At 57.8% G+C, this 21,308-nt stretch carries 15 protein-coding genes; 12 read left to right on the top strand and 3 right to left on the bottom strand.

Annotated features, from left to right (window positions below; translation table 11 throughout):
* Nucleotides 1-63: 63 nt before the first annotated feature.
* Nucleotides 64-933: an isocitrate lyase/PEP mutase family protein gene (locus tag ACQ4MY_RS23200; protein ID WP_007919546.1), complete on the top strand. Its 870-nt coding sequence runs from the start codon at nt 64-66 to the stop codon at nt 931-933.
* Between the two features lie 239 nt (nt 934-1,172).
* On the opposite strand, the gene ACQ4MY_RS23195 is transcribed toward ACQ4MY_RS23200, so the two are convergent.
* Nucleotides 1,173-2,411 (bottom strand): M20/M25/M40 family metallo-hydrolase, encoded by a 1,239-nt coding sequence (locus tag ACQ4MY_RS23195; RefSeq protein ID WP_440096607.1) that lies wholly within the window; start codon nt 2,409-2,411, stop codon nt 1,173-1,175.
* A 216-nt stretch (nt 2,412-2,627) separates the two neighbouring features.
* Nucleotides 2,628-3,701 (bottom strand): diguanylate cyclase, encoded by a 1,074-nt coding sequence (locus ACQ4MY_RS23190; protein WP_440096606.1) that lies wholly within the window; start codon nt 3,699-3,701, stop codon nt 2,628-2,630.
* 265 nt (nt 3,702-3,966) lie between these two features.
* On the opposite strand from ACQ4MY_RS23190, the gene ACQ4MY_RS23185 reads away from it, so the two are divergent.
* The 6 genes from ACQ4MY_RS23185 (at nt 3,967) to hglS (ending at nt 11,767) form a co-directional block, all read left to right on the top strand.
* Nucleotides 3,967-5,421 carry a flavin-containing monooxygenase gene (locus ACQ4MY_RS23185; protein WP_440096605.1) on the top strand — a complete coding sequence of 485 codons (1,455 nt, stop codon included), beginning with the start codon at nt 3,967-3,969 and terminating at the stop codon, nt 5,419-5,421.
* A 21-nt stretch (nt 5,422-5,442) separates the two neighbouring features.
* Nucleotides 5,443-6,369: an alpha/beta fold hydrolase gene (locus ACQ4MY_RS23180; protein WP_008082472.1), complete on the top strand. Its 927-nt coding sequence runs from the start codon at nt 5,443-5,445 to the stop codon at nt 6,367-6,369.
* A gap of 125 nt (nt 6,370-6,494) precedes the next feature.
* Nucleotides 6,495-7,994 (top strand): glycolate oxidase subunit GlcD, encoded by a 1,500-nt coding sequence (gene glcD / locus ACQ4MY_RS23175; RefSeq protein WP_440096604.1) that lies wholly within the window; start codon nt 6,495-6,497, stop codon nt 7,992-7,994.
* Nucleotides 7,994-9,043 (top strand): glycolate oxidase subunit GlcE, encoded by a 1,050-nt coding sequence (gene glcE, locus ACQ4MY_RS23170; protein WP_008082475.1) that lies wholly within the window; start codon nt 7,994-7,996, stop codon nt 9,041-9,043. The genes glcD and glcE overlap by 1 nt, the downstream gene beginning before the upstream one ends.
* A gap of 2 nt (nt 9,044-9,045) precedes the next feature.
* A complete protein-coding gene (gene glcF / locus ACQ4MY_RS23165) occupies nt 9,046-10,266 on the top strand; it encodes a glycolate oxidase subunit GlcF (protein ID WP_440096603.1) in 1,221 nt (406 codons plus the stop codon).
* Between the two features lie 88 nt (nt 10,267-10,354).
* Complete coding sequence (gene hglS, locus ACQ4MY_RS23160) at nt 10,355-11,767, top strand: 2-oxoadipate dioxygenase/decarboxylase HglS (RefSeq protein WP_440096602.1); 1,413 nt, start codon at nt 10,355-10,357, stop codon at nt 11,765-11,767.
* Nucleotides 11,768-11,837: 70 nt separating this feature from the next.
* On the opposite strand, the gene ACQ4MY_RS23155 is transcribed toward hglS, so the two are convergent.
* The gene (locus ACQ4MY_RS23155; protein WP_440096601.1) at nt 11,838-12,515 is read right to left on the bottom strand and encodes a type 1 glutamine amidotransferase domain-containing protein; all 678 of its coding nucleotides are present in this window, start codon (nt 12,513-12,515) and stop codon (nt 11,838-11,840) included.
* Between the two features lie 406 nt (nt 12,516-12,921).
* Between ACQ4MY_RS23155 and ACQ4MY_RS23150 the strand changes: the two genes are divergently transcribed.
* From ACQ4MY_RS23150 to ACQ4MY_RS23130, 5 genes are all read left to right on the top strand, one after another.
* On the top strand, nt 12,922-13,437 hold the full coding sequence (locus ACQ4MY_RS23150; protein WP_007919523.1) for an Hcp family type VI secretion system effector: 516 nt from the start codon (nt 12,922-12,924) through the stop codon (nt 13,435-13,437).
* A 132-nt stretch (nt 13,438-13,569) separates the two neighbouring features.
* A complete protein-coding gene (gene tssI, locus ACQ4MY_RS23145; protein WP_440096600.1) occupies nt 13,570-15,621 on the top strand; it encodes a type VI secretion system tip protein TssI/VgrG in 2,052 nt (683 codons plus the stop codon).
* On the top strand, nt 15,618-16,496 hold the full coding sequence (locus tag ACQ4MY_RS23140; RefSeq protein ID WP_008084169.1) for a DUF4123 domain-containing protein: 879 nt from the start codon (nt 15,618-15,620) through the stop codon (nt 16,494-16,496). The genes tssI and ACQ4MY_RS23140 overlap by 4 nt, the downstream gene beginning before the upstream one ends.
* Nucleotides 16,496-19,978 (top strand): T6SS effector BTH_I2691 family protein, encoded by a 3,483-nt coding sequence (locus ACQ4MY_RS23135; RefSeq protein ID WP_440096599.1) that lies wholly within the window; start codon nt 16,496-16,498, stop codon nt 19,976-19,978. Before ACQ4MY_RS23140 ends, ACQ4MY_RS23135 begins: the two co-directional genes overlap by 1 nt.
* Nucleotides 19,975-20,736 (top strand): hypothetical protein, encoded by a 762-nt coding sequence (locus ACQ4MY_RS23130; protein WP_440096598.1) that lies wholly within the window; start codon nt 19,975-19,977, stop codon nt 20,734-20,736. Before ACQ4MY_RS23135 ends, ACQ4MY_RS23130 begins: the two co-directional genes overlap by 4 nt.
* Nucleotides 20,737-21,308 lie beyond the last annotated feature (572 nt).

Genomic DNA, 21,308 nt, shown 5'->3' with positions numbered 1-21,308 from the left:
TAAACCTTCGGCGTTGACACATTTGCTCAAGCCTTTCCATTCCTTTGTATTGGTGGAACTCGTATGACCAGGCTTTCTCATCAAGATTTGCGCCGTAATTTCCGACAGTTGCTGGCCTCCGACACCTGCTACCACACGGCCTCGGTGTTCGACCCGATGTCCGCGCGGATCGCCGCTGACCTGGGTTTTGAAGTGGGGATTCTCGGTGGTTCGGTGGCGTCGTTGCAGGTGCTGGGTGCACCGGACTTTGCCCTGATCACCCTCAGCGAGTTCGCCGAACAGGCCACGCGCATTGGCCGCGTCGCGCAATTGCCGGTGATCGCCGACGCCGACCACGGCTACGGCAACGCCCTCAACGTGATGCGCACCATCGTTGAACTGGAACGCGCCGGCGTCGCTGCCCTGACCATCGAAGACACTCTGCTGCCCGCGCAATTCGGGCGCAAATCCACCGACCTGATCACCGTCGCCGAAGGCGTCGGCAAGATCCGCGCAGCGCTGGAAGCTCGAGTCGATACGGAAATGGCAATCATCGCCCGTACCAACGCCGGCATCCTGCCCAACCAGGAAATCATCAGCCGCACCCGGCAGTACCAGGCAGCGGGCGCCGACGGGATCTGCATGGTCGGGATTCAGGACTTCGATCAGCTCGAACAAATCGCCGAGCATTTGACCGTACCGCTGATGCTGGTCACCTACGGCAACCCGGCGCTACGCGACGACAAGCGTCTGGCTGAACTCGGTGTGCGCGTGACCATTGACGGCCACGGCGCCTACTTTGCCGCGATCAAGGCAACGTACGACAGCTTGCGCGAACAGCGACAAATCTTCACCCAGGCCTCCGACCTGAGCGCAACCGAACTGACGCACACCTATACCCAGCCCGAGGAATACATCCTGTGGGCCAAGGAGTACATGAGCGTCAAGGAGTGATGGATTGACCTGGCTGACGCCATCGCTGGCAAGCCAGCTCCCACAGGTTATGCGGCCAACCATGGCTTAATGGCTCATACCAAATCCTTTGGGCTGAGTGATGGATTGGCCGAGCTGACGCCTTCGCTGGCAAGCCTGGCTCCTACAGGTTATGCGGTTCGACATCTATTGATGGTTCAGCACCAAACCTTGTGGGAGCTGGCTTGCCAGCGATGAGGCCAGCCGCTGCTCCGCTAATCTCACGACGATTTCGACAACTCCATGATCATCCGCGACAACAGATAGATCCGCGGCGCCACGCTCGCCACTTCGGCGTATTCCTCAGGCGTATGGATATTGCCACCGACAATCCCGAACCCATCCAGCGTCGGCGTGCCTACTCCAGCGGACAGACTGGCATCCGCCGCACCACCACTGCCCTCCTCGGTCAATTTGCGGCCGATCTCGCCGTAAATCCCTTGGGCCATGGCCATCAGGCGATCCGACTCGGGGGTCTGCGGCATCGGTGGCAAACCTCGCTGCAACGAAGTCTTCACTTCTGTCTCAGCAATCAGCTTGTCCTGCGACACCCGCGCCAGATCCTTCTCGATCCGATCAAACTCTTCCGGCACCGCCGCGCGCACATCACCTTTGGCCGTGGCCTGGTCGGGAATCACGTTGGTGCGGTCGCCGGCCTTGAGCACGGTGAAGTTGATGGTGGTTTTCTTCGCTTCATCACCGAGCTTGCCCAGTTGCAGAATCTGGTGCGCCACCTCCATCGCGGCGTTGCGTCCCAGTTCTGGCGCGACACCGGCGTGCGCCGCCTTGCCCTTGACCTCGACCAGCGCCGTCGCGCTACCCTTGCGCCACACCACCAGGCCATCGGCCGGGCGCCCCGGCTCCAGATTGAGGGTCACGTCGTGCTGTTTGGCGGTTTTCTTGATCAGGTCGGTGGCGACGTCCGAACCGGTTTCCTCGCTGGCGTCGAGCAGGAAGGTGATTTGTGCGTAGTCTTTGAAGTCGAGGTTTTTCAGGACTTTCAGCGCGTAGATCCCGGCAACGATGCCGCCCTTGTCGTCCATCACCCCCGGACCGTAGGCGCGGCCGTCCTTGATATGAAACGGTCGCTCGGCGGCGGAGCCCTCCTTGAACACCGTGTCCATGTGCGCCATCAGCAGGATTTTCGCCTTGCCGGTGCCTTTGAACGTGGCCAGCACATGGTTGGATTTTTCCGGCGTATTCGGTACCAACTCGATCGTCGCGCCAAGCTTTTTCAGCTCATCGATGGCGATCTCGCTGACTTGCTTGAGGCCCGGTTCATACCCGGAGCCGGAGTCGATATTGACCAGCCGTTCCAGCAGTTTCAGTGCATCAGGCTGATATTGCTCAGCATCGGCCAGTACTTGTTTATGCGGTTCGGCAAAGGCACTGGCCGCAGAGAATGCGAGGGACAGACCCAGGCTTGCGGCCAACAGAGAGCGGGAAAAGGAGAACGTCATGAAGCGATCCTTGTTTCGCGTCGGGGGGATTTAACCGTACCCGACATCGGCGCGACGCTCTACTCTCAATACGACATCACCCTGACCCACACCGAACACCTGCTCCCAAACACCTGTAGGAGCTGCCGAAGGCTGCGATCTTTTGATCTTGCTGTTAAAAAATCAGGATCAAAAGATCGCAGCCTTCGGCAGCTCCTACAGGGGATTTGTGGGGAGTCAGACTGAGTCGAGCAGTTCGCGCCTGGGCTTGTTGTCGCAGTTGCAGATCACCCGATTGCGTCCATTGGCCTTGGCTTCGTACAGCGCCTGATCGGCGTCATTGAGCCAGCGCGTCGCATCGACGTGAGACGGATCCCACGCCGCCAGGCCAATGCTCAGACTGACCTTCAACGCCGGGTTCTGCTCATACCCCAACGTGATAAAACGCTCGCGCAACGCTTCCATGGCCTGAGCAGCATTGAACAGCGGCAGCTCCGGCAGAATCACGCAAAACTCATCGCCGCCGTAACGCCCGGCAATGTCGGTGGCGCGCAGGTTCTGCTTGAGCAACTTGCTCAGTTGGCGCAGCACAATGTCACCGGCGACATGGCCGTAGGTGTCATTGATCGCTTTGAAATGGTCGATGTCGATCAAGGCAATCGCCGCGCCCTGCTTCTGCCGTTTGTAGCGCTGAAAAGCGATCTCCAGTTGATCCTTCCACGCACCGTGGTTGAGCAGACCGGTGAGGCTGTCGGTGCGGCTCAGGGCCAGCAACTCACGTTTGTGTCGGCCCAGGGTGTGGGCCTGACGAAAGCACAACAAGCCCAATGCCAGCGGATACAACATCAACATCGGCAGGCACGCATACAGTTGCAGCGGCGAGGTTGACGGAATGAACGCCGGGGCGAAGACCACCAGACCGACGCCCACCCCGAGAATCTGCGCAGCCGCACCGGCCAGCAGAAACCGTACGCCGCCGATGGCAACATTGTTCATCGCCATCATTGAAATCGTCGTGGCGCTGGGCAGCGGATTGAAATGCATGGCGGCGACCCAGAAGCCGCCGAGAAAAGCGTCGATCAGCAGGTTTCGATGTTCGGCGTGATAAGGCGTCGGCGAGCGGCGCGCCCATTGAAAGGCCAGATGCGGCCAGAGCAGGCCGTTGAACAGCATCAGCGCCCAGACCCACAGCGGCGGATCGAGCGGGTACATCGCCACGCTGACGCACACAAGCCCGAGCAGCAGCCCGAGGGTTCGCGACGTATAAAGCCTCCTGGCCAATGAAAGTCCCTTTCCTCCCGTGTTTCCCATAAGGGCCTCGATTACTCGACGTAACCTGCACACCGTAGGACGGCTGTGTTGGGAGTCTATCAGGGCGACGTTAAATAGCCATCACTGCGCAAGCCATGCAGGAGCTGACGAGTGAAACGAGGCTGCGATCTTTTGATCTTGATCCTGGTAAAAAAGATCAAAAGATCGCAGCCTCGTTTCACTCGTCAGCTCCTACACCCCCGCCAAGCGAATATTTGGCTATACATGAAAGGAGCAAAACGGAAAAAAAACTATAAGGAGGCCCATGCAGACTTACCAAGTGTTGATCATCGGCAGCGGCTTTGGCGGCCAATGTGCGGCGGTCAATTTGCTCAAGGCCGGGATCGATGATTTTCGCCTGTTGGAGCGAAGGGATTTCTTCGGCGGCACCTGGTGCCAGAACACCTACCCCGGTGCCGCGGTCGACGTGCCGTCGCCCCTGTATTCGCTATCGTTTGCGCCCTATCGCTGGTCGCAGATGTTCGCCGCACAAGCTGAACTGCAGCGTTACACCGAGCAGGTGATCGAGCAGTTCGGCCTGCGTGAGCGCGTAGAGTTGCAGGCCGATGTCTTGCGCATCGAGTGGGATGACACAGAAAAGCGCTGGGCCGTGCACACCGCCAGCAAAGGCACTTTCCATGCGCAATTCGTCATCAATGCCAGCGGGCCGTTGAGCCAGCCGGTCATCCCACAAATCCCCGGGCAGGATCGCTTTCAGGGCAAGACATTTCATACAAACAATTGGGATCACAGCTACGACTGTCGCGGTAAACGTGTGGCCATTGTGGGCAGCGGCGCCAGCGCCGTGCAGGTGATTCCGACGATTGCGCCGCAGGTCGAGCAACTGCATGTGTTTCAGCGCACGCCACACTGGGTGTTGCCGCGTGCTGATCGCGTCTTCGGGCGGTTCCAGCGCTGGCTGCTCGGATTGAAACCGGCCTACAAGCTGCTGCGCTGGCTGATCTACTGGCAATTCGAAACGCGGGTGATCGCGTTCAAGTATTCGAAACCGGCGATCCGCATGGTTCAGCGTCAGGCCCTGCGCTTGCTTGAACGTCAGGTACACGACCCGCTACTGCGGGAAAAACTCACGCCCGACTTCACCATCGGCTGCAAACGGGTGTTGCTCTCCAACACCTATTACCCGGCGCTTACCCGACCCAATGTGACGCTGCACACCCGCGAGCAAGGCATCGCCTCAATCGATGAAAGCGGGATCAATACGCAGGACGGGCAACACCTGGAGGTTGATCTGATCATCTGGTCGACCGGTTACGACGCCACCGACGGGGTAATTTCCTACCCGGTCAGCGGAAAAAACGCCGTGCAGCTCAGAGAGGTCTGGGCCGAGTACCCGCGCGCCTACCTCGGCACCAGCCTGCCGGACTTCCCCAACCTGTTTATCGTCACCGGGCCCAACACCGGAATTGGCCACACCTCGGCGCTGTTCATCATCGAATCGCAGATGAACTACATCATCGACTGCATTCGTACCCTCAAAAACCAGGGCCTGCGCAGCATCGAAGTGCGTCGCGAGGCGGAACGTACCTACACTGCAATGATCCACCGTGAGATGGAGCGCACGGTGTGGAAGTCCGGCGGCTGCCACAGTTGGTATCAAAGCAAGAGCGGTCATGTGATCGCGATGTTTCCCGGCTTCAGTTTCAGCTATTACCGGTTGACCCGGGCGCTGAAACCGGCCGACCACATTCTGTCCTGAACACGTAAAAGGAAGACGTCGATGCTTTTGCTGTTTGTCGCCCTCGCGGTTTTCGTGGCCTGGAGCTGGTTGAGTTACCCAGCGGTCGGCCATTGGCTGTATGACCTGAACATGGCCATCGAAGCCAAGTTGTACAAATTGCACAAGATCGAAGTGCCGATCGCCGAGCTGAGTGTTTCGACCTGGCAAGGCGGGCCTTATGAAGCGTCGAGCGCGATTCTGATGCTGCACGGCTACAGCGCCGACAAGAACCTGTGGCTGCGCTGCGCCCGCCATTTCGTCCGCCAGTACCGGGTGATCATTCCGGACCTGCCCGGCCATGGCGAAACCGGCTTCAAGGCCGGCGGTGGGTATGACATCCCGCTGCAGGCCAAGCGCATGATCCAGTTGCTCGACGTGTGTGGCGTGGAGAAAGTCCATGTGATCGGCAACTCCATGGGCGGTTACATCGCGGCATGGCTGGCGGCGACGTATCCGGAGCGGATTGCCTCGGTGGCGCTGATCGACCCGGCGGGCGTCACGGCCCCCGAGGTCAGTGACATGGAGCGTCATCTGGCGCGCGGGCATAACCCGTTCCTGATCAATTCCCGCGAGGAGTTTCGCCAGTTTTACGCAATGACCATGGAGTCCCCACCCTGGGTGCCGAGCCTGGTGCTGGACGCCATTGCGCAGCGCTACGAACAGCAGCGTGATGAACTGGAAGAAATCTTCCGCGACTTCCGCGCCAGCCCGCCGATGGAGCCGAAACTGGCCGAAATCAAATGCCCGGCGCTGTTGTTGTGGGGACGCAAGGATCGCTTGATCGACGTCAGCAGCGTACCGGTCTGGAGCAAGGGCATCGCTAATCTGCAGGTCGATGTATGGGATCACGTCGGGCACATGCCGATGGTCGAACAACCGTCGAACACCGCGCGGTTATACCGGCAGTTCCTCGGCAACCAACGCTGACCTGAATCCCCTGTAGGAGCTGCCGAAGGCGGCGATCTTTTGATTGTGCTTTTAAGATCAAAAGATCGCAGCCTTCGGCAGCTCCTACAGGGACAGAATTCAGTGGTCAGGATTTTGGGGGTGAAATGAACATTTTGTATGACGAACGCCTCGACGGCCCGTTGCCGCAGGTAAACAAAGCCGAACTGTTGAAAACCCTGCAGCAGGCCCTCCCGGATCTCGACATCCTCTGGCGCGAGGAGGAACTCAAACCCTACGAATGCGACGGCCTCTCCGCCTACCGCACCACACCGATGCTGGTCGCCCTGCCCCGGCGGCTGGAGCAAGTGCAAATCCTGCTCACGCTCTGCCACCAGCACCACGTCCCGGTGGTCGCCCGTGGTGCCGGCACCGGACTGTCCGGCGGCGCCTTGCCGCTGGAACAAGGCCTGCTGCTGGTGATGGCGCGCTTCAACAATATTCTGCACATCGACCCCGCCGCCCGCACCGCGCGGGTCCAGCCGGGCGTGCGCAACCTGGCGATCTCCCAAGCGGCGGCCGCTTTCGAGCTGTATTACGCGCCGGACCCATCGTCGCAAATCGCCTGCTCGATTGGCGGCAACGTCGCGGAAAACGCCGGCGGCGTGCATTGCCTCAAATACGGCCTGACCGTGCACAACTTGCTGAAAATCGAAGTGCTGACCATCGAAGGCGAACGCCTGACGCTGGGTTCCGACGCCCTCGATTCAGCAGGTTTCGATTTGCTGGCGTTGTTCACCGGTTCCGAAGGGTTGCTGGGGATCATCACCGAAGTCACGGTCAAACTGCTGCCCAAACCGCAGGTGGCAAAAGTGCTGCTGGCCAGTTTCGATTCGGTGGAAAAGGCTGGCCGCGCGGTCGCCGAAATCATCGCCGCCGGGATCATTCCCGGTGGCCTGGAGATGATGGACAACCTCGCCATCTGTGCCGCCGAAGACTTTATCCACGCCGGTTACCCGGTCGATGCCGAGGCGATTCTGCTGTGCGAACTCGATGGCGTCGAAGCCGATGTCCACGATGATTGCCAGCGGGTACGCGAAGTGATGAACCTCGCCGGCGCCACTGAAGTGCGCCAGGCTCGCGACGAGGCCGAGCGCGTGCGCTTCTGGGCCGGTCGCAAAAACGCCTTCCCGGCCATCGGGCGCCTGTCGCCGGACTATTACTGCATGGACGGCACCATCCCGCGCCGCGAATTGCCCGGCGTCCTGCAAGGCATCGCTCGCCTCGGTGAGGAATACGGTTTGCGCGTGGCCAATGTGTTCCATGCCGGTGACGGCAACATGCACCCGCTGATTCTGTTCGACGCCAACCAACCGGGCGAACTGCAGCGCGCCGAAGCCTTGGGCGGCAAGATTCTTGAGTTGTGCGTGCAGGTGGGTGGCAGCATTACCGGCGAGCACGGCGTGGGACGGGAGAAAATCAATCAGATGTGCGCGCAGTTCAACAGCGACGAACTGAGCCTGTTCCATGCGGTAAAAGCCGCCTTCGATCCGCAGGGCTTGCTCAACCCCGGCAAGAACATCCCGACCCTGCACCGCTGCGCCGAATTCGGCGCCATGCACATTCATGCCGGGCAACTGCCCTTCCCCGAACTGGAGCGTTTCTGATGGCTGACGTCGATGCCGCCGACGCCCTGCTCGATCAGGTCAACGAGGCGCGGGCCAATGCCACGCCGCTGAAGATCCAGGGCGGTAACAGCAAAGCGTTCCTCGGCCGCGAGGTGGCCGGTGAAGTGCTCGACCTCCGAGCCCATCGCGGCATCGTCCGGTATGAACCGACCGAACTGGTGGTTAGCGTGCGCGCCGGCACGCCGCTGTCAGAGCTGCTCGCGGCATTGGACGCCAGCGGGCAGATGCTGCCGTGCGAACCGCCGTCGTTTGCCGATGGCGCCACGGTCGGCGGCATGATCGCCACGGGGTTGTCCGGGCCGCGCCGGCCATGGTCGGGTTCGGTTCGCGATTTCGTCCTCGGCACACGGGTGATCACCGGCCTCGGCCAGCATTTGCGTTTCGGCGGTGAGGTGATGAAAAACGTTGCCGGTTATGACCTGTCGCGACTGCTCGCCGGCAGCTTCGGCTGTCTCGGCGTGCTCACCGAAGTCTCGTTGAAAGTCCTGCCCAAACCCCGTCAGTGCCTGAGCATTCGCCTGGACATCGATTGCGCACGGGCGCTGGCCAAACTGGCCGAGTGGGGCCAGCAACCGTTGCCGATCAGCGCGGCGTGCCACGATGGCAACAGCCTGTATCTGCGTCTTGAGGGCGGCGAAGGCTCAGTCACAGCGGCGCATCAACGGCTCGGCGGTGAGCCACTCGATTCAGGGTTCTGGCGCGATTTGAATGAGCACCGCCTGAGCTTTTTCGATGAAGGACTGCCGCTCTGGCGCCTGTCGCTGCCAAACAATCTCGGGCCACTGGATCTGCCCGGCGAGCAGTTGATCGACTGGGCGGGTGCGCAACGCTGGCTGAAATCCTCCAGCGACGATATTCATACCCTCGCCCAGTCTTTCGGCGGCCATGCCACCTGCTTCACTCACGGCGCGAGCGAACACCCGTTTCAGCCATTGCCCGCGACGCTGTTGCGCTACCACCGGCAACTCAAGGCGCAACTCGACCCACAAGGGCTGTTCAACCCCGGCCGGATGTACGCGGAGTTTTAGCCATGCAAACCACCCTCAGCGAGCAATCCCGCCAATTGCCCCGCGCCGCCGAGGCGGAAAAGATCCTGCGCACTTGTGTGCATTGCGGCTTTTGCAACGCAACGTGCCCGACCTATCAATTGCTCGGCGACGAACTCGACGGCCCGCGCGGGCGCATCTATCTGATCAAGCAAGTGCTCGAAGGCGCACCGGCGACTGTGCAGACCCAACTGCATCTGGATCGCTGCCTGTCGTGTCGCAATTGCGAAACCACCTGCCCGTCCGGCGTCGATTACCACAACCTTCTCGACATTGGCCGCGCGGTGGTCGATCAGGCGGTGCCGCGCCCGGCCGCCCAGCGCCTGCTGCGTGAAGGCTTACGCGCGTTGGCGCCGAATCCGCAGTTGTTCAAAGGTTTGCTGCGTATCGGCAGCACGTTTCGGCCGCTGCTGCCACGATTGATAGAAAGCAAACTGCCGCAGCACTTGCCGGCTAACGGCTCTCGCCCCGCCCCTCGGCATGCGCGCCGGGTATTGCTGCTCGAAGGTTGCGTGCAGCCCGGTTTGTCACCGAACACCAATGACGCGACCGCGCGTGTTCTTGATCGTCTGGGCATCAGTGTCACGCCAGTGGCCGAGGCCGGTTGCTGCGGTGCGCTCGATTATCACCTCGACGCGCAAGCCAAAGGCCTCGACCGCGCTCGGCAGAACATCGACGCCTGGTGGCCGCACCTGCAAAACGGCGCCGAGGCCATTGTGCAAACGGCCAGCGGCTGTGGCGCGTTCATCAAGGATTACGGGCATTTGCTGGCGGACGATCCGGCCTACGCATCGAAAGCCCAGCGCATCAGCGAAATGACCCTGGATCTGGTGCAAATACTCGCCCGCGAGCCGTTGGAACAGCTGTGCGCCGCCAGTGAACGGCGCATCGCCGTGCATTGCCCGTGTACCTTGCAGCACGCGTTGAAACTCGGTGGCGCCGTCGAAGCGCTGCTGAGCCGAATCGGCTTCAACCTCACCGCCGTGCCCGATGGGCATTTGTGTTGCGGCTCGGCGGGCACCTATTCGCTGACGCAACCGGTGCTGGCCCGACAACTGCGCGACAACCGCCTCAATGCGCTGGAAAGCGGCGGGCCGCAATTGATCGTCACCTCCAACATCGGGTGCCAGAGTCATCTGGCCGGCGCCGGACGAACGCCCGTGATGCACTGGATCGAACTGGTGGATCAGTCGTTGGCAGAATGAAGTCCGTAGGATTCTTCGTTTGCCGGCGTGGGCGAAGGCTGCGATCTTTTCTGCCATCCCATACGTGACCGTGGCAGGAATTTTTTTCATGAGCGTGCAGCCTTTCGTCAGCCCCGACCTGATCCGTCAACGCTTCTCCAAAGCGATGTCCGACATGTACCGCGAAGAAGTGCCGCTGTACGGCGCGCTGATGGCGCTGGTGGAGCAGACCAATCGCCAGGTTCTCGACCGTGAGCCACAGATCGCCCGGCAGTTGCACAGCACGGGAGAAATCGAGCGGCTGGACATGGAGCGCCATGGCGCAATCCGCGTCGGCACCGCAACCGAACTCGCCACCCTCGCCCGCCTGTTTGCGGTGATGGGCATGCAACCGGTGGGTTATTACGACCTGACACCGGCAGGTGTGCCGGTGCACTCCACAGCGTTTCGCGCCGTGCATGAGCAGGCGTTGCAGGTCAGTCCGTTCCGGGTGTTTACCTCGCTGTTGCGTCTGGAGCTGATTGAAGATCCGCAACTGCGCGCATTTGCTGAATCGGTGTTGGCCAAGCGGTCGATCTTCACCCCGGCAGCGCTGCGCCTGATCGTCCAGGCTGAAACGGCCGGCGGCCTGAATGAAACCGAAGCCGGGGAATTTGTCCTGCAGGCACTGGAAACTTTTCGCTGGCACCACAGCGCCACCGTCACCGCCGCGCAATACCAGACGCTCAGTGCCCAGCACCGCTTGATCGCCGATGTGGTGGCGTTCAAAGGCCCGCACATCAATCACCTGACGCCGCGCACGCTGGACATCGACAGCGTTCAGGAGCAGATGCCGGCCCATGGCATCACGCCGAAAGCAGTCATCGAAGGCCCGCCACGGCGACAATTCCCCATCCTGCTGCGCCAGACCAGTTTCAAGGCACTGGACGAGCCGATCGCGTTCACCGATCAAGGTGTCGATCAAGGTGTCGATCAATGTAAGAACCGTGGCAGCCACAGCGCGCGTTTCGGTGAAATCGAACAACGTGGCGCGGCGCTGACGCCCAAGGGCCGTGCGCTGTACGACCTGTTATTGAATGCCGCCCGTGAAGCGCTGGGCGCTTTTCCCAACGAAGCAAACGCCGCACACTACAACGCACTGATGGCTGAGCACTTTGGCGAATTCCCTGACAGCATCGAGGGCATGCGTGAACAAGGACTGGCGTATTTCCGCTATTTCTTAACGGAAAAAGGCCTGGCCGCAGGCGGTCTGGGCGAGGTGTCGCTGGAAGATTTGTTGCGCGATGGCTACGTGAAAGCTGAACCGCTGGTGTACGAAGATTTCCTGCCGGTGAGTGCGGCGGGGATTTTTCAGTCAAACCTTGGGGACGCTGCGCAGACCCACTATGGCGAACACTCCAACCGCCAGGCGTTCGAACAGGCGCTGGGCCGCTCGACCATTGATGAGCTGGGCTTGTACGCCGAAACGCAGCAACGCTCCCTCGAAGAGTGCGCCAAAACCCTGTCTGCTCAACTGACCTGAAAACCAACAAATATCCCTGTGGTGAGGGGATTTATCCCCTCACCACAAATCTCGTCAGCACAGAGATTATTCAGCGCAATCTCGAAAGCAGCGCAAACGCCGTCTCTTCCGACGAGGCCGGATTCTGCCCCGTCAGCAGCAACCCATCCTCGCGGGTATAACTCGACCAATCCGCGCCTTTCGAGAAAATTCCGCCCTTGGCCTTGAGCTCGTCCTCGACCAGAAACGGCACCACATTCGTCAACTGCACCGCCTCTTCCTCGCTGTTGGTAAACCCGGTCACCTGCTTGCCCTTGACCAGCGGCTGACCCTCGGCGCCTTTGGCATGGCGCAGCACACCCGGCGCATGACACACCGCCGCCACCGGTTTGCCCGCGTTGTAAAACGCTTCAATCAGCGCAATCGAATGGCGATCCTCGGCCAGATCCCACAACGGCCCGTGGCCGCCCGGATAGAACACTGCGTCGAAATCTGCAGCCTTCACCGTCTCCAGCTTGACTGTCGAAGCCAGCGCCGACTGCGCGGCAGAATCCTTGCGAAAACGCTCGGTCGCAGCAGTCTGCGCATCCGGCTCGTCACTTTTCGGGTCCAGTGGCGGCTGACCGCCCTTGGGCGACGCCAACGTCAGTTGTGCGCCAGCATCCTTGAACACGTAATACGGGGCGGCGAACTCCTCCAGCCAGAAGCCGGTTTTCTTGCCGGTGTCGCCCAATTGATCGTGGGAGGTCAGAACCATCAGAATTTTCATGTCGGTCTCACTCGGTTTGAGGAAATGTCAGACGCACTTTTACAGATGTCAGTGATTGACCTTGATCGACGACGAATCGTTTCAATTTGCCGAATGATGGCACACAGCCATTGTGCGCAAGAAGTTGCGCACTTGTTTTCAATTTTCACCCATCAATTCCTCTACAGCCCACGTCCCACGTGGCCTACAGACGAGTGCGCAAGAAGTTGCGCAGTACTGCGCAACTTCTTGCGCACTTTTACCCTCTTTCGCCTGCCAAAAACTGCAAAGCCGCAGGCTAGAGCGGTTTAACCCCCGACTGCCGGGGACTTGGCAAAAGCTGGCACGGTCCTTGATATGTCTTAGGCACCCACCGGGCGATTTCGCCTCCCGGGCACCTTAAATTATTCCGCAAGGAGAGCACCCCATGGCAACACCAGCGTACATGTCGGTTACCGGCGAAAAACAAGGCCTGATCACTGCAGGCGCATTCACCGCTGACTCCGTAGGCAACACCTACCAGGAAGGCCACGAAGACCAGGTGATGGTTCAGGCTTTCAGCCACGACGTGATCATCCCGCGTGACCCGCAATCCGGTCAGCCAACCGGCCAACGCGTTCACAAGCCAGTTGTGATCACCAAGGTCTACGACAAGGCTTCGCCTCTGCTGCAAGCTGCTCTGACTTCGGGCGAGCGCATGAGCGAAATCGTTATCCAGTGGTTCCGTACTTCGGCTCAAGGTACTCAAGAGCACTACTACACCACCAAACTGGAAGACGCGATCATCGTCGCCATCAACAACAAAATGCACAATTGCCAGGATCCAGGCAACTCGCACTTCACCCACCTGGAAGAAGTGCAGTTCACCTACCGCAAAATCACCTGGACCCACGAAGTATCCGGTACTTCGGGTTCCGATGACTGGCGTGCTCCAGTCGTTTAATTACGGCTGATCGCTTCACACATCGGCCAGCTCTGCTGGTCGATGTTGTTTACGCCCCTCCAGAATTTCGCGTACGTTGACCCGCTTTCGCGGCCGTCGACGAGCGCCGCTGTACAGCACGAGGAACAACGGATGTTCGCGCCGGCCAATGAAACCCACTTTGCCCTGACCATCGAAGGTCTCCCCGCCGACTTTCAGGTGTTTACCCTGCAAGGCCGGGAAGCCATCAGCCAGCCCTTCGTTTTCGAGGTGGAACTGGTCAGTGAAAAACCGTCGCTGGACCTCGAAACCCTCCTGCACAAACCGGCCTTCCTGCAACTGTCGCCCGACGGCAGCGGCATCCACGGCCAGATCTACCGCGCCGCGCAGGGCGACTCGGGCAAACGCCTGACGCGCTATTCGCTGACCCTGCGCCCGCAACTGGCGTACCTCGCGCACCGCATCAACCAGCGCATCTTCCAGAACCTCAGCGTGCCGAAAATCATCAGCCAGGTGCTGGAAGAACACGGCATCCAGAGCAATGCCTACGCCTTCCAGACCGGCGCGGTCTACCCCGAGCGCATCTACTGCGTGCAGTACGATGAATCGGACCTGCATTTCATCCAGCGCCTGTGCGAAGAAGAAGGCATTCACTACCACTTCCAGCACAGCGTGGCCGGCCACAAACTGATCTTCGGCGATGACCAGACGGTGTTCCCGAAACTTCAGCCCGTGGCCTACCAGCAAGATTCCGGCATGGTCGCCAGCGACCCGGTGATCAAGCGCTTCGACCTGCGCCTGGAAACCCGCACCAGCCGCACCACGCGCCGCGATTACGATTTCGAAAAACCGCGCCTCACCCTCGAAAGCGAACAGCGTGGCGACGCCCTGCCCGACCTCGAGGACTACGATTACCCCGGCCGTTTCATCGACCGCGCGCGCGGCAAACACTTGGCCAAACGCGCCCTCGAACGCCACCGCAGCGACTTCCAGCTCGCCGAAGGCAAAAGCGATCAACCGCTGCTGGTCAGCGGCCACTTCCTCGCCCTGACCCAACACCCGAAAGCCAAGTGGAACGACCTCTGGCTGCTCACCGAAGTCCACCACGAAGGCAAACAGCCGCAAGTGCTTGAAGAGTCGGTGACCAGCGACACCACCGCACTCAAAGACGATTTCCACCAAGGCTACCGCAACCGCTTCCAGGCCACGCCGTGGGACGTACCCAACCGCCCGCCCCTGCGCCACGCCAAATCGCGCATCCTCGGCAGCCAGAGCGCCGTGGTCACCGGCCCCAAAGGCGAAGAAATCCACTGCGACGAATACGGCCGCGTCAAAGTCCAGTTCCACTGGGACCGCGAAGGCCAGGCCGACGACAAAACCAGCTGCTGGCTACGCGTGTCTTCAGCCTGGGCCGGCGCCCAATACGGCGGCATCGCCATCCCGCGCATCGGCATGGAAGTGCTGGTCACCTTCCTCGAAGGCGACCCCGATCAACCGCTGATCAGCGGCTGCCTGTACCACAAGGAAAACACCGTTCCCTATCCACTGCCGGCGAACAAGACCCGCAGCACGTTCAAGACCCTGAGCTCGATGGGTGGCGGCGGGTACAACGAACTGCGCATCGAGGACAAGAAAGGTCAGGAGCAGATTTATCTGCATGCTCAGCGCGATTGGGATGAAAACATCGAGCACGACCAGAAGATTCGGGTTGGTAATGAGCGTCACGACACGGTCGAGAAGAACAGCTACACCGAGTTCAAGGCTGAAGAACATCACACGGTTTATGAAGACCGCAAGGTTGAGGCGCAGGCCAATGATCACCTGACGGTTGGGGTGAATCAGCACGTCAAGATTGGCACTGGGCAGTTCATGGATGCGGGGCAGGAAATCCACCTGAGCAGCGGCATGAAAGTGGTGATGGAGGCTGGTGCGGAACTGACGCTGATTGGTGGTGGAAGTTTTATCAAGATTGATGCTGGTGGGGTGACTCTGAGCGGGCCGGTGATCAACATCAACTCTGGTGGTGGGCCGGGAAGCGGCACGGGGGCGGCGCCGTTGTTGCCGGGGCCGTTGAAGCAGGCGGATGCGGATAAGGCTGGGCAGCTGTTGGTGCCGGCGCAGCGGCAGGCGTTGATGCGCCGTACACCACGCTGTGAAATCTGTGAGAAAGCTGCCGCGCAAGCCGCGAAGGACGCCGCCAAATGAGCTACCCGTCGAACGCCAACTTTTTGCTGATCGACGGGGTCCTGCGTCCTGATGCGATCCCAAGTCTCTATCAGCTCGGCGAACCGCTGGAGATCGAACCGTTGTACTTGGGAACACGATGGGCAGAGTTGAAGGATTTGGGGCCGATACTGGTCAGGTCTTTGGGTTCCACAAACCTACTGACGCAGACGTACCAAAATCCTGACCAGCAGATAGACGCGAGCCTCCTCTCCAGCCGCGCGCCCATCAGCATCGTCGCCGATCACTTGAGACGGTTTATCGCCCCATCCGACGTGCTGGGGGGCAATGGTATGCTCCGCTTTGCCGACCCGCTGGTCACACGGCATTGGCTCGGCAGTTATCAGGGCGAACATCTGGATGCGATACTTGGCCCGATTGAATCGTGGTCGATGCCCGAAGAGCTGCATTCCTGGGAGACAGCCGCCCCCGTTCAATGGGTAAATTTTCAGCGTAACTCCTCGACACCGCAGTGGAAGGATAACTACGCCCTTTTGGGTCAGGCACAATTGGACGCTCTTGCTCAGGCTGCACGCTGGCAGTTTATCGAGCGACTGCACGATAACTTTGAGCAATACCATCCTCGGCCTCTATCAACCCTGGACAAAAGCATTCGTACCGAGTGGTTTTCTCAACGCCTGGACGAAGCTCAGGCTTGGGGGCTGTCGAGCGAACGCAGTCTCGCCATCTGGGTCGAATACAGCCTCCGGTGGGGCGCAGGATTCAGCGAAAGCCCCAAAGGGCCTTATCAGGATTGGTTGGCCCGTACGCCAGACGCCTACAGACTCGCACCGGAAATCCGTATCCAGCAAATGGATAACGATTGCCTGGACATCGAAATAAACAAGGAAGTGTGATGACTCAGCCCGCGACCGAAGCTCAACTGAAACAGGCCAACCGAAACCAGGCATTTACCAATGCGCCCATGGGATCTGGCCAGTGCTCATTGATGGCTGGCGAAGTGGCCATTTTTCCCGTGCGCTACGCGCTGGATGAATCCCCACAAAAAGGCAGCGCTCAGGGTCCGAATCCACTGCCCAAGAACTGGTCAGGTAAACCGGCCGAACTCAAGACCCGCAGCTACACCCTTCGCCAACTGCGCGACGGCTGGCTGTATGTGTGGGACAGCGTCGACAAGACCTTCCACGAGTACCAAGTCAAAGGCGAACAATTCACCCGTCACAAATGGGCTGACGGCCAGTTGAATCAGGATGGGCGCAACAATCCTGGTGAAACGCACCCCTATCTGCTCTATCCACGTCGCAATCAATTGCGTATCGCCTACTCGCCCGTCCAATGGACCTGGCGCATGTGCGAACTGATGCGCAGCAGTGCAACGGAACAGACCCAATGGATGCGCAAGGTTGACTTGGCGGGTTTCTGCGCCAGTGGAAAAGTGGGTCACGGCGGCCCGATTACCGAATTGGGTAAAAGCGTTTCGGACATCCTCGCCGCCGGTGAAACATCCCCCACGTTCAAAAGCACCCTCTTGCCCACCCAAGCACCAGAAAAAGGTGGCCCCTTCAAGCCAGCCTTCGAAGAAGCCTTGGTGCGCGGTAAAGTCCCGGAACAGGACACTGCCCTGTTTATCGCACTGGACGACCCGCTGGCGATGGTCGACGACCTGAGCATGAACCTTGCCGGCAGGCTTATGGAGCAGGGTCAGTTTGAAAATCTGAATCAATACAAACTGCAAAGCGCGATCGCTGTGCAAAACCTGTGTGGTTTCGACACCAACTCATTTACGCCGGACTCGATCAAAGATCCGATCAAGCGCCAAGACTACGCCGATGATCTTTACAGCCTTCTGGGCACTAATGATGAAATGGAGCGCGGCAAGGACCTTGTTACTGGTGATCAAGTAGCGATGGTGGAGATGGGCTCAGCCTCTTCAACCACAGCTGCCCAAGCAAAATTCAAAGCCAAATGGGGACACCTGCCCGATCGGGAAAAATGGCAGGCCGCCCTTGAGGAATGGAACGCCAAGCGTTACTGGCGTGAAGACGTGCGCTTTGACGAGGTACAGAAATACCTGAGCAAGACCACCACCGAAGCACAACGACTTCAAGACCATTGCCAGCGTAGCGAGCAGGACCTGATTAAATGGCTAGACCTGCTCAGCCCGAGCGCCGAAGCGGTCTTCCATGACACCACCGATGAGGCTCAGGCGTGCCTGCTTATAGAAACGGCCCATGCCCTTTACACGCTGTTGGGCAATGGTGAAAAAGGCCAGGAATGGTTGTGCAAGCAAGCCAAGCAACCGAGCAAGCTGTTCGGCATGGCACTGTTCAACTTCAACCCGGAACTCGCCACCCTGATCAAGCAGGTGACGCACAACTTCACGACCACCGGCAATCTTGATGACCAAGGTCGCGAAGGAGATGGCAGCGCTGCGACATTGACACCAACTTCGTCCAGCGATGCCACAAACATCGCCACCCGAGTGGCAGAAATCAAAGCCGTGCTGGATCTGGATGTTGTCAAAAACAGCAAACTCTACAAGGCCATGAGCAACGCCGCCAAGCAATCCTTGACGACGTTGATCAAGGTCGCCAACAACCAAGCCAAAGATGCATGGCATGGCTTGAGCACAGTGCTGTTACCAGCGATGAAACAGGAAATCGCACTGATAATCGCCGTGCCGCAAGTGCTGATTTCCACCGAAATTTCCAGCGCAACTCAACTCTCCTTCAATCCGAACTACCAGCGTGAATACCAAGCTTGGCAGATGAAGCTGAGCACCCTGAACAAGAAGATGGACGGTGCCAGAGGGGTATTGGAGCGCCCGGGGGCTGCTTACGATCAGCGCTCGGCGCGTATATCTCTGCAAGCGTTTGAACAAGAGCTCAAAGTCCTGTTCTCGACGCAACCCCATCAAATCGTTGCGAAAGCGTCTGGCAGCACTCGCCTGGATGCGGGCCTTCCTAAAATCAACAACTGGCTCGCCGACCTTGGGCAGTCAGAGTTGGCTGCACAACTGAGAAGCGCAGGCACCATTGAATATGTGACACGCACAAAAACCTGGATGGGACAGAACCTGGGCAATGCTTTGCCTGCCTTGCTGGTCGGTTTGAATGTGTGGAACGTTTACAACACGGCGAAACAAGCACAAAACGACGGTAACTTTACGGAAGATGAATTACGAAATTTAGGATCAAGCGCTGCATACGCCGCCAATGCTTTTGCTGCGTTGTGGGTCGGCCCTGCTTGGAGTCGAGCTGGAGCGATGTCTGGTGAGGTAGGTCGAATTACTTACAGGCTGGCCCAAGCTAGTTACTCTCAATGGCTTGGAGAAGCTAAAGCTATTGAGGAAACGAGTGGTAGTGTACGCGCGACCGCCGCTAATGAAATGGCAGCTCTTTCGAAAGGCCTTATTTTGCGTACTCTAACATGGGCGGCATTAGGTGCCGTTGCTACAGGCGTTGAGGCATGGCAATTATCAAAAGACATTCAAGGCGCCACCAGTGATACCGAAGAAAAACTACTAAAAACAAAAAGAATTATTGTTATGGGAATGTCCAGCATCGCTGGAGTACAAACTATTGGTGCGTTCCTTGGCTATTGGTTTGGGTTTGCATGGGTAATGTCAAATCCCGTCACCATCATTTTAGCGGTTCTCGGGGTTGCTTATCTAATGATTACAATGGCCGCAAACCGTTACAAACGAGAAGGATTAAGGCTATGGTTATACCGATGCAACTGGGGTCGCGGGGCGACACCCGAATGGCTTGAAAACGATGGCCACTCTAAACAAATGCAGGAGTTACTTGAAACTCTGCAACGTCCAAGCGTCTTGGGGAAATCTTTATACTACGGTGGAGGCAGCACTCCACGAAAATCGTTTGGATTCTGGGCCCAAATTCAACTGCCAGCCGCACTCAGCGGAAACAATGTGGCTTTGCAAGCGGCGTTGGTAGAAAATAATATTTTTACGAAAAACAGTTTAGAAGTTACAACCAACGGGTTTTATGAACAGTTCCTTAATGGCAACTGGATAGATCCAATGCTCTTGGGACAGCTACCTAACAACATTGGAACAAAAACTAACACAGCCGATTTCGTTTACAAAAAGAGCGATCAACACCGCCTTTGGCAAGTATGGATTGAAACCTCGAAGGACGACCCATCATTCGAATTAGAAATCAAATACCCTCCTGGCACCTTTCAGAATCCAAAAAGCCTTCGCGGATACATGTTTAAAATAGCATTAGGGCTAACCACGAGAGACGCTGACAACGTCAACAACATCTCTAGCGGAGAAATCAAAGGTGATATCGTATTGAGCCAACAAAGCACTCAAATATTGAGCCTCGCAATACCAAACTGGGTTATAAAATGAATTACAAAGTACACAACCTCATCACCCCTCCACACCTACCAATGCAACTAGAGTGGAAGTTTTCAGATGAAGCCGAGATAATCGGATGGACAATCAGTGCCAGGAATTACAATACATTTGTAGCCAACACAATGTTCTGGTCATGTTTTATCGCAATAACAATAGGCTCGTATTTCATTTATCAAAGCATGGACGAGGACCCTTTATTTAGTGGAGCACTAACATTAGCCTTCTTCGCAACTGTTACTACTGCATTGGTATCAATGACCCACCAGAGAATGAATTTCGCATATAGATTTACTCAAACTGGAGTAGAATACTGCGAATGGAAATTTCTCTCCAAATGGTCATTGACATTCTTAAAATGGTTTGCCGCACTCACTGCAATCATCTTCGTCTTTCTAGCCCTCATTGACCCATCTTTTTTAATTGGCGCATTGATAGGCCCCGGCGGAGTTGGACTAATATATCTTACAATGGCAAACTCCAAGAACTACCAAAACATCCACAACCAATTTCATCACTTGGACTTTGAATGGAAGGACTTTACACAACTAGCAATTGCAACCAATCGAGAAGTAATTGACCTGAAATTTGTCAAATATGACGAACACCTAAAACGAACTGTCAAATGGAGCCTCAATATATTCTGCAACAGCAAACAAAAAGACTACATAGCCAACGTCATCAAGCCTTACCTCCCACTAAATACCCCAATTATTAGAGCCAAGGTTAACGTCCCAATGAGCACTGACTGACTCCACTCACCATAACATTGACCATACTATGACCAGCGATGCTTAACTTCAGTAAACCGCTAAACCTTCCGCCGGTACTTCAATGGCAGCACTTGGAAGAGCCTGAATTATTGGGATGGTCCATTCGAGCTAGAAACTATGATACCTTCGTGGCTAAATGGATGCTTGCGTTTATGGCAGCCCTGACGTTCGGCGGCTCTTTCATTATGTATTCGGTCTATGAGGGAATGAGCCAATGATTTAGAAGAAGATGTCAGTCTCGGCCTCAGTGCTTACTAGCCAACTAACCGACAGCGAATTGACTGGGAAACCTGGAGAGAACCATTGCTGTATCAACTCAATCTGCTAGGTGCTCCGGGCGAGCCTCTTAAGCTCGGCCTGGAAATATTCCAACACGACGCTAACGCCTAGCATGGCCTTGCCGTCATTTAACGCTACCGCCCCGTAGCCGGTGATAAATCTCTCCGAGAAAAACGATTCGAAACCACGACCCTAAACGCGCAGAATGGCAAGCTGCTTCAATTAGTATGTGTGCTAAGGACGCGCACCACGAATGCTCCATGGTTTCTAGT

The sequence above is a fragment of the Pseudomonas sp. SM4 genome, assembly GCF_051913165.1.
Classification (GTDB): Bacteria; Pseudomonadota; Gammaproteobacteria; order Pseudomonadales; family Pseudomonadaceae; genus Aquipseudomonas.
The sequence above is the reverse complement of the archived record's forward strand: the minus strand, read 5'-3'. Positions and strand labels throughout refer to the sequence as shown.

What these genes read in the sequence shown, in the direction of transcription:
- ACQ4MY_RS23200 (WP_007919546.1), top strand. Translation starts at nt 64, where the DNA reads ATGACCAGGCTTTCTCATCAAGATTTGCGCCGTAATTTCCGACAGTTG.
- ACQ4MY_RS23195 (WP_440096607.1), bottom strand. Translation starts at nt 2,411, where the DNA reads ATGACGTTCTCCTTTTCCCGCTCTCTGTTGGCCGCAAGCCTGGGTCTG.
- ACQ4MY_RS23190 (WP_440096606.1), bottom strand. Translation starts at nt 3,701, where the DNA reads ATGGGAAACACGGGAGGAAAGGGACTTTCATTGGCCAGGAGGCTTTAT.
- ACQ4MY_RS23185 (WP_440096605.1), top strand. Translation starts at nt 3,967, where the DNA reads ATGCAGACTTACCAAGTGTTGATCATCGGCAGCGGCTTTGGCGGCCAA.
- ACQ4MY_RS23180 (WP_008082472.1), top strand. Translation starts at nt 5,443, where the DNA reads ATGCTTTTGCTGTTTGTCGCCCTCGCGGTTTTCGTGGCCTGGAGCTGG.
- glcD (WP_440096604.1), top strand. Translation starts at nt 6,495, where the DNA reads ATGAACATTTTGTATGACGAACGCCTCGACGGCCCGTTGCCGCAGGTA.
- glcE (WP_008082475.1), top strand. Translation starts at nt 7,994, where the DNA reads ATGGCTGACGTCGATGCCGCCGACGCCCTGCTCGATCAGGTCAACGAG.
- glcF (WP_440096603.1), top strand. Translation starts at nt 9,046, where the DNA reads ATGCAAACCACCCTCAGCGAGCAATCCCGCCAATTGCCCCGCGCCGCC.
- hglS (WP_440096602.1), top strand. Translation starts at nt 10,355, where the DNA reads ATGAGCGTGCAGCCTTTCGTCAGCCCCGACCTGATCCGTCAACGCTTC.
- ACQ4MY_RS23155 (WP_440096601.1), bottom strand. Translation starts at nt 12,515, where the DNA reads ATGAAAATTCTGATGGTTCTGACCTCCCACGATCAATTGGGCGACACC.
- ACQ4MY_RS23150 (WP_007919523.1), top strand. Translation starts at nt 12,922, where the DNA reads ATGGCAACACCAGCGTACATGTCGGTTACCGGCGAAAAACAAGGCCTG.
- tssI (WP_440096600.1), top strand. Translation starts at nt 13,570, where the DNA reads ATGTTCGCGCCGGCCAATGAAACCCACTTTGCCCTGACCATCGAAGGT.
- ACQ4MY_RS23140 (WP_008084169.1), top strand. Translation starts at nt 15,618, where the DNA reads ATGAGCTACCCGTCGAACGCCAACTTTTTGCTGATCGACGGGGTCCTG.
- ACQ4MY_RS23135 (WP_440096599.1), top strand. Translation starts at nt 16,496, where the DNA reads ATGACTCAGCCCGCGACCGAAGCTCAACTGAAACAGGCCAACCGAAAC.
- ACQ4MY_RS23130 (WP_440096598.1), top strand. Translation starts at nt 19,975, where the DNA reads ATGAATTACAAAGTACACAACCTCATCACCCCTCCACACCTACCAATG.